Below are 14,776 nucleotides of genomic sequence, written 5' to 3' on the forward strand. Positions count from 1 at the left end.
CACAGAACGGGAACGTAAGTATGCGCTGCCTTATCATCCACAACCCGGCATCGGGCCCCAGCTCAGATGAAATCTACGCATTCACGCACGCCCTTGCACAGGGCGGCGACGAGGTCGTGATGCGCTTTATCGGCGATGGCATGGAGCCCGAGGACGCCGTGGCAGACGTTCGCGAGTTCGACCGCGTGGTCGTCTCGGGCGGCGACGGCACCGTCTCCAATGTGCTCGACCAGATGCGCGGCTGCGGCGTTCCCACGCTCGTTTTCCCCTCCGGCACGGCCTGCCTATTCTTTAACAACATCGGCAATGCCCCCGAGGCAGCGGCGCTCGCCAAGGCATGCCGCGCCGGCCGCACGGTCAAAGTCGACATGGGCGAGCTCTTTTGGCTCGACGAGAACGGCAACGAAAAGCGCCATGGCTTTATCATCATCGCCGGCTCGGGCTTTGACGCTGAGATTATGATGAAGGCCGCCCCCACTAAAAACGACATCGGCGAGATCGCCTACTTCCTGTCGGCGCTCGCCACACCCAACCCCACGGTGGCGCACTTTACCATTGAGCATGACGGCATTGTCGAGGAGCTCGACGGCATCTGCTGCATGGCAGGCAACACGTCTGTCATCCAAAACGACATCAACCTGTTCCCCAACTGCCGCATGAACGACGGCATGGTCGACATCGCGGTCATCGAGCCCGTACGCACGGTACAGCTGCTTCCCACGGTAATCACCGCCGCGCTCGACCCCGCCGGCAAGGTGCTTGGCCGTCCGCAGTTCAAGATCATCCAGACCAAAGAAGCCAAGATCACCTGCACGCCGTCGCTGGGCATGCAGTTCGATGGCGAGATCATCTCCAGCAACTCGGGCGTCTTTGGTGCCCGCGCGCTTCCGCAATGCCTCGACCTCATCGTCGACGAATTCTCCCCGCTCGGAAAATAGGAGGACCCCATGAACGACAATCCCCTGCTCGGCTTTATCGTCATTGTTCTGGCCATGCTCGTCGGCTATGCGATTAACGTGATCCACCGTCGGAAGAAGTAAAACCACATTAGTATGATATTCATCCAGTTATCGACTCTCCCGCTGTTTATGCAAATTCTAAACAGCGGGAGAGTTTTCTTTTGAGTATTGTCTGGCGCTTTATTCCACTGCAGTAAATGCAGGGTGCCTTTATTTAACTAAAGCTACAAAATGAGTATTCTTATCCGCTCATCGCATATTTTATGACGCTCATCGAGTATTTCACCGAATCTAGTGAATACTTTTTAGACTTCCGATAGGCTAATAGATGTATTTATTAGCTGAAATCCTGCACGGTTCCGCGGGGTTTCAACGGTTGGGAGGGATCATGAGGTTTACTCATCCCGTCAACACGCTCAAGAAGCTTGGCTGCGGCCTTGCATTCGGAGCTGCGGCCATTATGGCCATGCCGACCTCGGCACTCGCTTGCACCCAGATCTACATGGGCAGCAAACTCACGGCGGACGGCAACACGTACTACGGCCGCGCAGAGGACTTTAGCACACGCTATATCAAGCACTTTGGCATTGAGCCTGCGCACAAGGACGGTAGCAAGTACACCTCGCTCGAATCCGGCTTTGAGTACAAGTCCACGGGCCCCACGTATCGCTACACCTTCGTTCGCGACAACCCCTCTCAGTGGGAAGATCGCTATGACGCTTATTCCGAGGCTGGCATCAACGAGAAGGGCGTCTCCTGCTCTGCCACGCTGAGCACCTCCTACAACGAGAAGGCCGAGGAGGCCGACCCCCTCACCGAGGAGACCGGCATCGGTGAATACAACTACGCCAGCGTCATCCTGGGCGAGAGCGCCACGGCCCGCGAGGGCGTCGAGCTCCTCGGAAGTCTGGTCGACGAGCAGGGCATCTGCACCAACGACCAGATCATCGTCGCCGACAACAACGAGACCTGGCTGTTCGCCGGACTTTCTGGCCATCAGTGGATTGCCATGAAGCTCACCGACGACATCGCCTCGGTCAACCCCAACATCGGCAACCTTAACTACAAGGTTAACCTCGACGACACCGAGAACTGCCTCCACTCCAAGGACATTCAGACCATGCCCGAAGAAAAGGGCTTTGCCAAGTACTTCGATGACGGCCAGTTCGACGTTGCCCAGACCTACGGTGAGGAAATTAGCGAGCAGGCCATGCATTCTTGGTCGCGCTATATCCAGGGCCGCGATTACTTCATGGCTCCGCTTGCCGAGGGCACCGACTACGAGATCGTTAAGGACGAGCGCGAAGATGCTCGCGCCACGACCGGCGCCCTGGTCCACGAGATGCAGCCGCTGTTCTTCCAGCCCGGCAAGTCCGACTGGAACACCTTTGAGATGATCCGCAGCTTTGCTACTCGTGGCGAGAATGTCGCCGGCCTCAACGCCAACACCGACGGCGCCTATGCCATTGGTTCCAACCGCAACACCGAGATCCACACCTTCCAGATCCGTCAGGGCATGGACCCCGAGATCGCGACCATTCAGTGGGAGATGCTCTCCAACGCCGAATTCTCCGTCGCCATCCCCTTCTACTCCGCACTGCTCACCGAGGTCAGCCCCTACTTCAGCGATCAGGATGTCTCCTTTGATCACTGCGAAGAGGAAGACGTCGTGAACAACGAGGAGCCCAAGAACTCCATCAACTACGTCCTCATGGACATCAACACGCTCGCCTATGAGAACCGCGACCACTGCGCCACCGGCGTCCGCGCCTATCTCGACGCCCTGCAGAAGGAACTCATCGAGCAGAACCTGACCGTCGACGATGCCATGCAGGCCACCGAGGACACCGAGGCCCGCACCGCCCTGGCCAACAAGGCCGGCAAGGCTGCCACCAAGAACACCTACCTCAAGTGCAAGGCTATGCTCGAGGAGATGCGTGACTACCTCAAGGAGGAGGATTTCTCCGAGGAGTTCGTCCCGAGTGACTACGATGCCGACAACGACTGCCTGGTCGAGTCCATCACCTACGCCGACGAGGCCCTCTCCGATGAGGATGTAGCCGAGCCCGAGGTCAAAGGGAAAGAGGCCACCGAGGAGAAGTCCGAGGGCAACAACATGGCTGCCATGGCCGTTGGCGCCGTCGTCATCATCGGTGCTTGCGCCTACGTGATCTATCGTCGCAAGAAGGCCTAAGGCCCTCATGTCCTAGCTGAGCGGGCAAGGCAGCGATGGCAGCCTCGTTCGCTCAGCCCGCTCTTTTGACCGGCGGGAAACCCGCCTGAAATCTTTTTAAAAAAGATTTCCCCGCACACACTTCGCTGTGCTATAGTGCAGCGCAACAGCAACTAGGTGCGACCGCGCCACGGCATCACGAAAGGAGCCACCAACATGAAGAACACGATGAACTCTCTCAACAACTGGTGGTGGCGTGATGCGAATTCGATCGGTCGACAGTGAGTCCCTCACGCCTGTTTTTGCGCTCTAGGTGATTGGAAGGCCTCCGGTTTCGACCGGGGGCCTTTTTCTATCTCGAGCCCGATCGCATTCGCATCACGCGCCTCCGCTTTTCTCTTGCACTCCCATTCCGAAAGGATTTTCACCATGTCTCAGAACACCACCGCCGCCCAGCCCCGCACCGTCCAGACCGCCGACCGCGGCAAGCTCGATGTCCGCGCCCTCGTCCTGCTCGCCATCCTGCTCGCCGCCGGCTTCATCCTCAACTTCACCGTCGGCAAGGCAATCTCGGGCATCTCGGGCGGCATGATCAGCCCCGAGTTCATCATCTCGGCCTTCTGCCTCACCATCCTGGTCGTTCGCCCCAACATCGGCCAAGCGCTCGTCATTGGCCTCATCTCGGCTGCCGTGATCCAGATCACCACCACCTCGCCGTTCGTCGATTTTGCCGCCGAGGGCATCGCCGCCATGCTCATGGCCGTCATCGTCAACGCTGCTGCCAAGGACGGACAGGTCAAGTCTGCCGTCGCCATCGTCGCAACGTTCGTGACCACCTTTGTCTCGGGCGTCATCTTCATGGTCATCAAGATGGCCATGCTCGGCGTGGTGGGCGAGCTCGCCGCCGCTATGCTGCCCGTCGTCGCCATGACCGCCGTCTTTAACGCCATTCTGGTCGGTGCCCTCTACTTGCCCATCCAGAAGGCCCTTAGGCTCAATTAACCCGCTCGGCTTTACGAGCCACCCCATCTTGGCGTTCATTCGTCGCTCGCGTACCCAAGTACGCTTCGCTCCTCTTTCGCGCCAACCTGGGCCCCTCGTAAAGCCGTCTCCGCACTCCACCAACAAAGACTGTCCCAAACAACTAGCTCTTGGGGACGTTCTTAAACGACTAGTCATGTAAGAACGTCCCCAATGACTATGAAAGGTATCCATGGAAACGATCATCAACGTCGACGATGTCTCGTTCTCCTATGGCACGCAGACCGAGCAGGCGCTTAGCCACATCTCGCTCAGCGTGAACAAGGGAGATTTCATCGGCATCATCGGGCCCTCGGGCGCCGGCAAGTCCACGCTTTCCGCCTGCCTGTCGGGCGCCGTGCCCCACCACTACACCGGCACGTTCTTTGGGTCCGTCATGGTTGACGGACACGACACCTGCGAAGTCTCGCTCACCGACGTGTCGCAAATCGCCGGCAGTGTGCTGCAGGATATCGACACGCAGATGGTCGCTTCGGTCGTCGAGGACGAGATGCTCTTTGGACTCGAGAACTTTGGCGTTCCCCACGACCAGATCGAGCAGCGCGTGAGCGAAACGCTCGAGACCGTCGGCATCAGCGACCTGCGCGACCGCGAGATCGCCACCCTCTCGGGCGGACAGAAGCAAAAGGTAGCCATCGCCGCCATCCTCGCCATGCGTCCGCGCGTCTTGGTTCTCGACGAGCCCACCGCGGCACTCGACCCCGCCAGCTCCACGCTGGTCTTCGAGACGCTACGTGAGGCAAACCGCGCACTTGGAATCACCATCGTCGTCGTTGAGCAAAAGGTCGCCCTGCTCTCGGAGTACTGCAACCGCGTGCTCGTGCTCAACCATGGCGAAATCGCGCTGCAGGGCGAGCCACACGAGGTCTTCGCGCATACCGACGAGCTCCGTGCCATCGGCGTCGACTGCCCTCGCGTCACGCGTATCTTCAATAGCCTCCAGGCCGATGGCCTGGTAAGCGGTACCCCTTGCTTGGATGTCGATGAGGCCGAGCGCCTGATTTCGGGCATCGTCGACCCCGCACACGCAAGCAGCGACATACAGGCACCCGCCGGCTCACCGCACGCACCGTCGTTGCGCCCGCACGCCAAGGACGCCGAGCCCGTGCTCACCTTCGATCATGTTGAGTTTGCCTATCCCAATGGTGGCGCCGCCGTCCACGACCTCAACCTGACCCTCTATCCCGGCGAGCTCGTGGGCATCGTCGGCCAAAACGGTGCCGGCAAGACCACGCTCACCAAGCTGCTCACAGGCCTGCTTAAGCCCGCCTCGGGCAGCGTGCGCGTCACGGGACTGGATACCGCAGCCGTTCCCACGAGCCGTATCGCCCGCGAAGTCGCAACCCTCTTCCAAAACCCTGACCGTCAGATCTGCAAGGACACTGTGCTCGACGAGGTCGCCTTTGGCTTGGAGCTTGGCGGCATGGACCGCGCCGAGGCTCTGCGTCGTGCTCAACTCGTCATCGACCGCTTTGGCCTGCCTGCCGATGAGGCGCCTTTCTCGCTTTCGCGCGGTCAGCGCCAGATGGTGGCACTCGCCTCTGTCGTGGTCGTAGAGCCCAAGATCGTCGTGCTCGACGAGCCCACGAGCGGCCTTGATTACCGCGAGTGCATGACCGTCATGGAAACGGTGCGCACCATGGCCGAGCGCGGTTGCGCCGTTATCATGGTCTGCCACGATATGGAAGTCGTTTCGGATTTTGCCGAGCGCATTGTGGTAATGGCCGACGGTCGCATCCTCAACCGCGGCCGCACGCACGAGCTATTCTCGAGCATCGATCTCATGCGGCGTGCCTACGTGGAGCCTCCCCAGGTTATTGAACTCTCGCGCCGTCTGGCATCTTCCGTCTCGCCCGCTTTTGCGCAGGTGAGCGAGGTCACCGATGTCGTTCGAATTACCAAGGAGATGGTCCACCGTGGTTAACGTCATCGACTACATGCCGGGCGATACGCTGCTGCATCGCCTGAACCCCGTTGTCAAGCTGGGCCTCGCCGCCGCCATCATCGTCGGCATCTTCTTATCCGACACCCATGTGGCGCTGCTGGGCTTTTTGGCACTCACCCTTGCTCTGGGTGCCTATGCCGGCGTCGTCAACCGTCTGTTCTCGCTACTCAAGTTGCTGATTCCGCTCGCGCTTATCATGCTGGTGCTCCAGCTGGCCTTTATGCGCGATGGCAACGTGGTGTGGGGCTTTATCACCGACACGGGCCTCATCACAGGATCGAAGGCCTGTCTGCGCCTGCTGGGCGTAGCGTTACCACTCATCCTCATGCTCATGGTGACCAAGCTCAACGACCTTGCCAACGCCTGCGTCGAGGTGCTGCACGTGCCGTATCGCTATGCCTTCACCTTTACCACGGCGCTGCGCTTTGTGCCGGTGTTTGGCCAAGAGATGAACGCCATCATGGAGGCGCAGACCGCGCGCGGCGTCGAGTATGACACCAAAAACCCCATCAAGAAGCTTAAGCTCATGCTGCCGCTGTGCGTACCGCTGCTTATCTCGAGCGTGGGCAAGACCGATGCCACGGCCCTAGCAGCCGAACAGCGCGGCTTCTACCTGCGCACGCGCGCAAGCTCGTACAAGCGCTATCCCATCACAGGGCTGGACATTGCTGTGCTTACTGCCAGTGTTGTGCTCATCGTCCTCGGCTTCCTGTTCTAGCCCATCGCCAACGGCAACCGACAAACGCAAAAGGCCCCGGGTCGCATCGAACGAGCCGGGGCCTTACTGTTTCCCCAGATAAAACCTGCCAAAATCAACCTGTCCCTTCTTGGCAGGTCGAGGGCTACAGGCGATAGAGTGCGCCGCTTCGGATGATGGATTCGCGCACCAACACGTCCATGGCGTCGAGGGTGATCTCGGGCATCTCGCGATACTTTTGCAGCACCGAGAGCTCCGTGCAAGCCAAAATGACACGGTCGCAACCACTGCGGGCGAACTCCCACATCACGCGATCGAACTTATCCATATCGGGCTCACGTCCGGCCTTCACATCATCGTAGATAAGCGACATCACATCGTTCTGACGTTTCTCGCTGGGATAGACAACCTCAACACCCGCAGCCTTACATTCGCGGCCGTAGACGCCCGCGCCCACGGTGCCATCGGTTCCCATAATGCCAATCTTGTGCACCGGCTCGGCCGGCATACTCAGGTTGGGATCGAACTCGCACTCCCCCATCACCGCACCGGCCAGAGCATAGCGCACCGACTCGCGCGGCATGTGAATGATCGGCACCCTGGTAAACGACTGGATCTGGTCGTAGAAGTAGTGTGACGTGTTGCAGGGAATGGCAATGTGCGCACAGCCCAGCGACTCGAGTGCCTGGGCACACTCTTTCATGGTCGCCAGCAGCTTGGCATGCTCGCCGGTCTTAATGGCCAGCGTGCGGTCGGGCATGGTCGACTTGGAGAGCACCACCATGTCGATATGTTCTTGATCGCAGGCAGCAGCCGTATGACGCACCACCTGGTCGTAGTAATACGACGTGGCCTCGGCGCCCATGCCGCCGATAACTCCCAGCTTTTCCATCGCCGCCTCCTTGGTGACGCTTGCGCAATTGCGCGTATCATACCCGCGCCCGCCCGATGTAAACCGGACGGGCGCCGCACTCATCTACTTGTAATACGTCTTGAACAGCTTAAAGTGGCGCAGCTTGGTGTGCCACATGCGCAGCCAGCGGTTAAAGACAAAGTCGCCCTTCATAAACGAAGGGTCGGCGCCCTTGCCTTCCTTGTCCAGGCGATGCACCTTCGCGCGCAACTCGGGATCCTTGACGTACTTGTCGACGACGCCCACTGGAACGACCATCCACAGGGCCTCGTCCTGCGCCGTCACAAACTCCGGCTCAAACGGGCGGTTGAACACATACTCGTCCACCACATACTTGGCAACGTTAAAGCCGCTGTTGGTGACGTAGTAGTTGCTGCGACCCTGGCGCGTGTTGAAATCGAAGAACTTAAACGAGCCGTCGCGCTCGTCGTACTTAACGTCAAAGTTGGAATAGCCCACAAAGTGAAGGTCCTCGAGCAACTTGCGCACGCCACCCATAAGCTCGTCATTGGGCTCGGTGATGATGCAGGCGTGATTACCGACGCCATGGGGCTGATGCTCCTCGAGCAGCACGTGGCCCAGGCACATCATGCGGACCTTGCCGTTGCGGTCGGAATAGCTGGTGAGCACGCGCATGTACTCGTCGTTGCCGGGCACGCGATCCTGCAAGATCAGGTCGTCGGTGTAGCCGCTGGCATACGAGTCGCGAATGACCTGTTCCAGCTCAGCACGGTCGGCAATCTCATAGGCCTTTTTCTGGCCCTCGAACTCGTGCTGCCACCACATGATGCCGTCGGAAGGCTTCAGGATCATCGGGTAAGGAAAATCGATCTGGTCGAGCACTTCGGCAGGTGCCTCGCCTTGGGCATTCAGCATCGCCATGGTGAAGGTAAAGGTATGCGGATAGGGCACGCCATGCTTCTCGCACAGCTCGTAGAAGATCTCCTTCTTCTGACACTGCTCAAGCATGCTATAGGGAGCGTAAGGCGCGACGATGTTATCCGCCAACTCATGGGCATCCTTGGCCTGAGCCACGAGGGCAACATAGTTATCTCCACAGCCCACAAGGACAATCGTCTTATCGGCATGCGCTTGGGCAATGCCGTTGACGGTCCTGAGCATCACGGGCATGGTATCGATATCCACGTTGGGCGTGTAGTCGATAATCTGACTGCGGTACGCGGGACCCGTCTGATACTTGCCAAAGACCAGACTCTTGACCTGGTACTCCTCGTAGAAGGCGCGCGCCACCGAATAGGCGTTGATGTCGCCACCGAGCAGCACGGGGATAAACTCACGCTCTGTAAACTGCAATGCCATGGATACTTCCTATCATCAACTGCCCATACGCTGAGCGGTCTTTATGCAACCTGTTTATTCTAACGTGTCGGGCCGTCTCCTCCTAAAGCTCCACCGTATCTATGGCAATCAACGCAATTATCTAGTATGAAAGCCACGCTCACCGCGATAGGGCCCTGTAGTTGCAAAACCCCACGTTAAGAGAGCTTTCACAGCCCAAAACTCGCCCACAAACAGGTCCTCGTAACGTTAAAGTTGAACTCTATGGTTTCTCAACAATTCGATATAACTGCAGGTCAAAGCCAAAGCCTCAAGTTCAACTTGACCCTTTAGAACCTTTAAGGTTCAAGTTGAGGTCGAAAGCAGTAGTAGAATACCTTTCGAACCATAACCTACGATTGATTGCAGAGGGACTGGATGCAGCATTCGAACCATCGCACCGCAGCGCTCATCGCGTCGAAGCCGGCTCGTATCATCACGAGCGCCGCGCTCGCCGTTGCACTGACGGCCTCGCCGATGCTCTCCCCCGTCGCGGCATATGCCGCCTCGCAGGCAACGCAGGATCAGCTATCCGCCGCCCAGCAGAAAATCGAAGCCGCCACGAGCGCCTACAACGAGGCCCGCACCAAGCTCGAGGATCTGCAGAAGCAAATCGACACCAACGAGGCAAGCATCGAGGAGATCGAAGCCGAGCTTCCCGATCAGCAGGCCAAGGCAAGCTCCGCCATGCGCGACCTGTACAAGTACCAGAAGGGCACCAACCCCATCGTGAGCTTCCTGGTCAACGCGCAGAGCCTGGGCGAGTTCATCACGACCTGCAAGTACACCAACCAGATCACGAGCTCGAGCGTCGATGAGATCGATGAGCTCAACAAGATGCAGACCGAGCTCGAGCAGAACAAGACTGAGCTCGAGCAGGCCAAGTCCCAGCTCGAGGCCGAGCAGAAAACCGCCGAGGATGCACTGGCGCAGGCCCAGCAGCTTCGCAGCGAAGCCCAGGCAAAGGCCGAGCAGGAGAACGCCGCCGAGCTGGCCAAGCTCGAGGCCGACAAGGCTGCTGCCGCCGAGAAGCTCGCGGGCACTGGCGTGAGCGGCAACAACTCCAACAGCCAGGCAAATAACTCCAACACCACCATCGATACCACGGTGAACAACCCCAATACCGGCAACTCCGATTACGACTCGTTTATCAACGAGTGGACCAGCCGTATCGACAACTACCTCGCCGGCTCCCCCCTGGCAGGCCAGGGCTACAACTTTGCCGTGGCCGCCTGGAACACCGGTGTTGACCCTCGCTGGTCCCCCGCCATCGCCTGCATCGAGAGCAGCAAGGGCCTCTATTGCGCTAATTCCTACAACGCCTGGGGCTGGAGCGCCGTTGGCGGCGGTTGGCGCAGCTTTGGCAGCTGGGGCGAGGGCATCTCAGCCCACGTTGCCTATCTTGGTCGCAACTACGGCTCCACGCTTACCCCGGATGCCGCCAAAAAGTACTGCCCGCCCACGTGGCAGGACTGGTATAACAAAGTCGCCGCTCAGATGAACCGCATCTAAGTGCGACTGCAAAGGGCCCCAATGGGGCCCTTTTCTTTTAGGTAGCGGAGGTATCGACGACGCCGGTCGCATTGGCAACCGCGACTATGACGATCATGCATAGGAGCAGCACACCCAATGCCTTGAGCCAGAGTTTCGCGAGTTTCTTGCCGCGATAGCTGTCGAGCAGTACGAATCGCCGACGAAGACGGCGCTTATCGAGCAGCGCAAAATGCATAAGCACCATAAGGCCATCGACAAAGAAAAAATACTCGATTATGAGAAGCCACGTCGGGTAGCCTTGGTTTGCTCCCGTGGGGTGGAAGACGGCAAAGTGACTTCCGGCAAAGAACACAAGTAGCGAGAAGCAGACAAGCGTATTCCAAATGCGCCCCAGAGACTCCGGAACGCGAGAGAGCAGACCGCATGCAGCGGAGGCGGCAGGCCTAGGAAGCCCTGCGGGGTTCTGGAGCCCTTGGAGCGTCAACACCGTCTCCGAGGCCGGAGTACGGACAGGCGTAGGTGTAGGAGGCCGCACGGGGCGGCTCAGATCGTATGCCGAGCGCGTCGCCCGTCCCAACGCTTCCGCACTCGCAAAACGCTTGGCCGGGTCGAGCGCCATCGACATGCAGACGGCATCGGCAAGTGGAGTGGGAATGCCACGCGCCTCGCATTGCTCGCGCATGTCGAGCCCTGGTTTAGGGTCGACTCCCGTCAAGCAGAAGAACAACAGGGCGCCAAGTGCGTAGACGTCGCTGCGCACACTCGTCTGCCCAAACCCATACTGCTCGGGTGGCGCATAGGGTCGCGTGCCGAACTTGACGGTGTCTGCATCGGCGCCATCGCGCCACACGCGCGCGATCCCCAAGTCGATAATCACCAGCGATGAAAACGCCAGGCCCTCATCAGGCGTATAGTTGGCACCTGTCACGATGATATTCGACGGCTTGAGGTCGCGATGGATCACCGGCGCCGACGTCTCCCCCGCCATTGCAAAACCGGCGTGGAGCTCGCCCACGGCATCGCATAGGGCAGGATACAATTCACGCGCATAATCGGGGGTGGCTCCCAGACGGTCCACCAGCACCCCGAGCGTCTCCCCTTCGATGTATTCCATAACCACGTTAAGCTCGTCGCCCACACGACGACAATCGACGATTCTGGGCAGGTGCTCAAAACGCCCACCTGCCCGCTGGGCGGCAAACAGACGCTCGTATGCCCCGCCGATTTGAGCCGAAGCATCGATGCGTTTACGGACAAAGGGGCCGAGCGAACCACCGCCGGTTCCTTCAAAGTACACGAGCTCGGTTGTTTCAACGGACGAGCGCTTAAGCACTCGCTCCACGCGATAGCTGTCGTCGCGATCGAGCGACGCCAGGTGCTCGGCAAGCGCTGCGGTCAGCTCGTCATCAGAATATGTTGGGGTCTGAGTATCCATAGCCTCCATCATAGCGCAGGGCGCAGACACCCCATGGCATCCGCGCCCCGTTCGTTTGCATGGTTGTTCTGGTGACACCGCCGGCTCAGCCATCGGCCACTAACTCACCGTTTCCTCGCCAAAGCGATACAGCTCCTCATTGACCTTTTGCAGGCTGCAGCCACGATCGATGCAGAAAATGATAATCGCATCACGGCGATCTTTGCAGTTGAGGACATTGGCACCTGCCGCTGTCAAGGCGCGGTTGGCCTCCTTGAGCGTCAGCGCCATGGCAAAGGCAATCTGCAGCACCTTATTGCGGCTCGGATGCCGCGCTCCGGTAAAAATCTGATAGCCAAACGTCTCGTTGAGGTCGGCCATACGGACCACGCGCGAACGCTCCAGTCCCTTTTCCTGCAGCAGCTGCTTTAGATAATCCGAAAGCGACGGGGCGGCAAAGTCGTGTTCTTTGATATAGCCATCGATGTTTGGCGCGTCGAGGAGCTCATTGAGCAACTCGTCCGTCAGCTTTTTATCGGGCATGCGGCTTCACCTCCCATACAGTCAATAGCGGCAACAAGTTAGGCGAGCACCCAGCTCGCAGTCGCGGACTTATCAAACATGTTGGCAAAATAGAGAGCCTTCTTGATGTCACCATCAAAGTAGATATTGCCCGCCACGGAGCCACCGGCGGCAAGGGTACCAGACTGCAGCTCATCGGAGCCCTCGCTGTAGTAACCCTGATTCTGTTGAGCGCCGTTGGCGTCCTCGCCCTTCCAGTCGTAAATATTGTAATCTGCGCCCTCATCGCCATTGTTGACGTACGTGACGTGAATACCCGTCATGGTCGAACCGTCAAAATTTGTGAGACCGGGCTGGACGGAATCGACGACGACGGAAAGGCCAGCAGTCGTGGTCACCGTCGTGCCAACAGCCAGGTCAGTCGTAGGCTGCTCATCCTTCTTCGTCTCTTCCTTCTTGTCGCCATCGCCAGCGTCCTCGGTGACGGTCGCCTTATCGCTACCGCAACCGGCAAGAAGACTGGCAGTCCCCAAAGCAACAGTGGCGAATGCGCCAAGTGCAGCGCGACGGCTCAGCAGCACTTCGTTTTCGAGCTTATTCATCATGCATCCTTCCTACGATCCGGCTACCGTGCCGGCACACAGCACATCGTAGAAAGGATTGAACTTGAATTCATTAGCTGAGAGCTAAGGCTGCGGTAAACGGCCAATGCAGTTATCCAAACGCCGAGCAAACGCACTTTACGCGACCGTCTGCTGGCAGTGCATCAACCCACCGTGACGGATTCCCCGGTAAAAGTACTGATCATCAACAGGACAAAGAACACCAGGTAGCCGACACTCAGCGGGTACGCAATGATTAGGAAGACGACCCAGCCAACATCGGTTTTACCATCGGCACGGCGTTGCTCGCGAGAGCGGCACAGCCAGACCGTCACGCCGATGGCCACAATCAGCAACACGAGTGCCGCTGCGGCCAGCCCGGCAAGCGCAAACATCACGCCAATGCTCACAGCGATGACCGGAAGCAGCAGCAAACCGCACCCGCATCCACCCGGACTATATACGGCTGATTGCCGACGTCGCCTCATCGTCACTCCAAGCCAAGCAATCGTTTGTAGACATCGAGGCCTTTGAGTAGGATTTCCTCGTCAAAGAGCATGGTATCGGTATGCAGAGCGCTCATCGCATAGGCTGGGCAGCCATCAGCATCGATCGGGTTTTCTTGTCCCTCTGGCACGCCCGTGCCCAGCAAGAAGAACACGCCCGGCAGATGGCGCTGATAGAACGCGAAATCCTCGGCGATTAGCAGCGGCTCGTCCACAAGTTGAAGCTCGGACAAGGCGGGCGCAATGTGGGCGAACAGCTCGGGGTCGTTATCGACTGGCGGATAGCCCTCGGCAAAATTGAGATCGTACGTGCAGCCCGTTGCGGTGCACGCCTCGTCGAGCACACGGCGTACGCCCTCGCGCGCACGGTCGAACATGGCGTCCGTAAACACACGCAAGCTACCGGCAACATGGGCCTCCCCCGCCACGGCGTTACAGACGGTGCCGGCCTGCAGCAGGCCGAACTTACCGATACAGGGCTCATCAGCGCCCAGCTCGTCCATCAGCTCGCGCTCGGCAACCAAGAACTTGGCAGCCGCCAGCGCCGCATCGTGCGATTCCTCGACCGGAACCCCATAGGTCTTGGCGATATGGATGCTCGTCCCGTGAATGTGCACATGCGTCTCGCTCGAACGCGCCAGCAGCGGACCGGGGCAGCTCGCCAGCGTGCCGGCAGGAAGGTCGGGCCATACGTGAAAGCCAAAGATGCGGTCGGCACCGTAGCGCTCGAAGACGCCGCTCTCGCACACATTCTTGGCACCACCGGTTGTCTCCTCGGCCGGCTGGAACACAAAGAGCACGTTACGTTTAATGGTGCCCGGCTGCTCGCGAATCGTACGGTCGACATACGTCGCGGCGGCAAGCGCCATGGCCATGTGCCCGTCGTGCCCGCAAGCGTGCATCTTACCAGGATAAGACGAGGCGAAGGCCACACCCGTCGCCTCGGCAATGGGCAGCGCATCCATATCCGCGCGAATCGCCGTGGCATGCGTGGCACCAACGCCAGCGTCAAAGAAAGCGCAGACGCAGCTGGGGCACGGATGGGTCACTTCGCAGGCGAGCGGCGCCAGCACGCCCTCGATATAAGCGATCGTCTGCGGAAGATCGAAATCGAGCTCCGGAATGCGATGGAAATCGCGGCGATAGCGACGGAGTTCTTGGAGCTCGGTCAT

Annotated in this window: 13 protein-coding genes; 6 read left to right on the forward strand and 7 right to left on the reverse strand. The window is 59.2% G+C overall.

Annotated elements, in window-relative coordinates:
* Positions 1-20 precede the first annotated feature (20 nt).
* The 5 genes from DW029_RS05840 to DW029_RS05860 all read left to right on the forward strand — a co-directional run bounded on the left by DW029_RS05840 (position 21) and on the right by DW029_RS05860 (position 6,836).
* Entirely contained in the window at positions 21-938 is a 918-nt protein-coding gene (locus DW029_RS05840; RefSeq protein WP_117735253.1) for a diacylglycerol kinase family protein, read from the forward strand.
* Positions 939-1,347: 409 nt separating this feature from the next.
* Complete coding sequence (locus tag DW029_RS05845; protein ID WP_158572620.1) at positions 1,348-3,153, forward strand: C69 family dipeptidase; 1,806 nt, start codon at positions 1,348-1,350, stop codon at positions 3,151-3,153.
* A gap of 408 nt (positions 3,154-3,561) precedes the next feature.
* On the forward strand, positions 3,562-4,134 hold the full coding sequence (locus tag DW029_RS05850) for a hypothetical protein (RefSeq protein ID WP_118205989.1): 573 nt from the start codon (positions 3,562-3,564) through the stop codon (positions 4,132-4,134).
* A 211-nt stretch (positions 4,135-4,345) separates the two neighbouring features.
* Positions 4,346-6,097: an ABC transporter ATP-binding protein gene (locus DW029_RS05855; RefSeq protein ID WP_118345531.1), complete on the forward strand. Its 1,752-nt coding sequence runs from the start codon at positions 4,346-4,348 to the stop codon at positions 6,095-6,097.
* A complete protein-coding gene (locus tag DW029_RS05860; RefSeq protein WP_118345532.1) occupies positions 6,090-6,836 on the forward strand; it encodes an energy-coupling factor transporter transmembrane protein EcfT in 747 nt (248 codons plus the stop codon). Before DW029_RS05855 ends, DW029_RS05860 begins: the two co-directional genes overlap by 8 nt.
* Positions 6,837-6,960: 124 nt before the next feature.
* On the opposite strand, the gene DW029_RS05865 is transcribed toward DW029_RS05860, so the two are convergent.
* Positions 6,961-7,707 carry an aspartate/glutamate racemase family protein gene (locus DW029_RS05865; RefSeq protein ID WP_233540350.1) on the reverse strand — a complete coding sequence of 249 codons (747 nt, stop codon included), beginning with the start codon at positions 7,705-7,707 and terminating at the stop codon, positions 6,961-6,963.
* Between the two features lie 84 nt (positions 7,708-7,791).
* On the reverse strand, positions 7,792-9,048 hold the full coding sequence (locus tag DW029_RS05870; protein WP_118345533.1) for an ATP-grasp domain-containing protein: 1,257 nt from the start codon (positions 9,046-9,048) through the stop codon (positions 7,792-7,794).
* Positions 9,049-9,444: 396 nt separating this feature from the next.
* Here DW029_RS05870 and DW029_RS05875 point away from each other — a divergent pair, with 396 nt between their 5' ends.
* Positions 9,445-10,578: a glucosaminidase domain-containing protein gene (locus tag DW029_RS05875; protein WP_118345534.1), complete on the forward strand. Its 1,134-nt coding sequence runs from the start codon at positions 9,445-9,447 to the stop codon at positions 10,576-10,578.
* Between the two features lie 37 nt (positions 10,579-10,615).
* Here the strand turns inward: DW029_RS05875 and DW029_RS05880 are convergent, their stop codons facing one another.
* The 5 genes from DW029_RS05880 to DW029_RS05900 all read right to left on the reverse strand — a co-directional run bounded on the left by DW029_RS05880 (position 10,616) and on the right by DW029_RS05900 (position 14,776).
* On the reverse strand, positions 10,616-11,995 hold the full coding sequence (locus DW029_RS05880; RefSeq protein ID WP_158572621.1) for a protein kinase: 1,380 nt from the start codon (positions 11,993-11,995) through the stop codon (positions 10,616-10,618).
* A 99-nt stretch (positions 11,996-12,094) separates the two neighbouring features.
* Positions 12,095-12,517 carry an XRE family transcriptional regulator gene (locus DW029_RS05885; protein ID WP_118345536.1) on the reverse strand — a complete coding sequence of 141 codons (423 nt, stop codon included), beginning with the start codon at positions 12,515-12,517 and terminating at the stop codon, positions 12,095-12,097.
* A gap of 38 nt (positions 12,518-12,555) precedes the next feature.
* Complete coding sequence (locus DW029_RS05890; protein ID WP_233543817.1) at positions 12,556-13,098, reverse strand: DUF4352 domain-containing protein; 543 nt, start codon at positions 13,096-13,098, stop codon at positions 12,556-12,558.
* A gap of 164 nt (positions 13,099-13,262) precedes the next feature.
* Complete coding sequence (locus tag DW029_RS05895; RefSeq protein ID WP_118345538.1) at positions 13,263-13,532, reverse strand: hypothetical protein; 270 nt, start codon at positions 13,530-13,532, stop codon at positions 13,263-13,265.
* Between the two features lie 56 nt (positions 13,533-13,588).
* The gene (locus DW029_RS05900) at positions 13,589-14,776 is read right to left on the reverse strand and encodes an N-acetyldiaminopimelate deacetylase (protein WP_118345539.1); all 1,188 of its coding nucleotides are present in this window, start codon (positions 14,774-14,776) and stop codon (positions 13,589-13,591) included.

The sequence above is a fragment of the Collinsella sp. AF38-3AC genome (assembly GCF_003474365.1).
In the GTDB taxonomy this organism is placed as follows: Bacteria; Actinomycetota; Coriobacteriia; order Coriobacteriales; family Coriobacteriaceae; genus Collinsella.

What these genes read in the sequence shown, in the direction of transcription:
- DW029_RS05890 (WP_233543817.1), bottom strand. Translation starts at nt 13,098, where the DNA reads ATGAATAAGCTCGAAAACGAAGTGCTGCTGAGCCGTCGCGCTGCACTT.
- DW029_RS05840 (WP_117735253.1), top strand. Translation starts at nt 21, where the DNA reads ATGCGCTGCCTTATCATCCACAACCCGGCATCGGGCCCCAGCTCAGAT.
- DW029_RS05865 (WP_233540350.1), bottom strand. Translation starts at nt 7,707, where the DNA reads ATGGAAAAGCTGGGAGTTATCGGCGGCATGGGCGCCGAGGCCACGTCG.
- DW029_RS05870 (WP_118345533.1), bottom strand. Translation starts at nt 9,048, where the DNA reads ATGGCATTGCAGTTTACAGAGCGTGAGTTTATCCCCGTGCTGCTCGGT.
- DW029_RS05875 (WP_118345534.1), top strand. Translation starts at nt 9,445, where the DNA reads ATGCAGCATTCGAACCATCGCACCGCAGCGCTCATCGCGTCGAAGCCG.
- DW029_RS05900 (WP_118345539.1), bottom strand. Translation starts at nt 14,776, where the DNA reads ATGACCGAGCTCCAAGAACTCCGTCGCTATCGCCGCGATTTCCATCGC.
- DW029_RS05855 (WP_118345531.1), top strand. Translation starts at nt 4,346, where the DNA reads ATGGAAACGATCATCAACGTCGACGATGTCTCGTTCTCCTATGGCACG.
- DW029_RS05885 (WP_118345536.1), bottom strand. Translation starts at nt 12,517, where the DNA reads ATGCCCGATAAAAAGCTGACGGACGAGTTGCTCAATGAGCTCCTCGAC.
- DW029_RS05850 (WP_118205989.1), top strand. Translation starts at nt 3,562, where the DNA reads ATGTCTCAGAACACCACCGCCGCCCAGCCCCGCACCGTCCAGACCGCC.
- DW029_RS05845 (WP_158572620.1), top strand. Translation starts at nt 1,348, where the DNA reads ATGAGGTTTACTCATCCCGTCAACACGCTCAAGAAGCTTGGCTGCGGC.
- DW029_RS05880 (WP_158572621.1), bottom strand. Translation starts at nt 11,995, where the DNA reads ATGGATACTCAGACCCCAACATATTCTGATGACGAGCTGACCGCAGCG.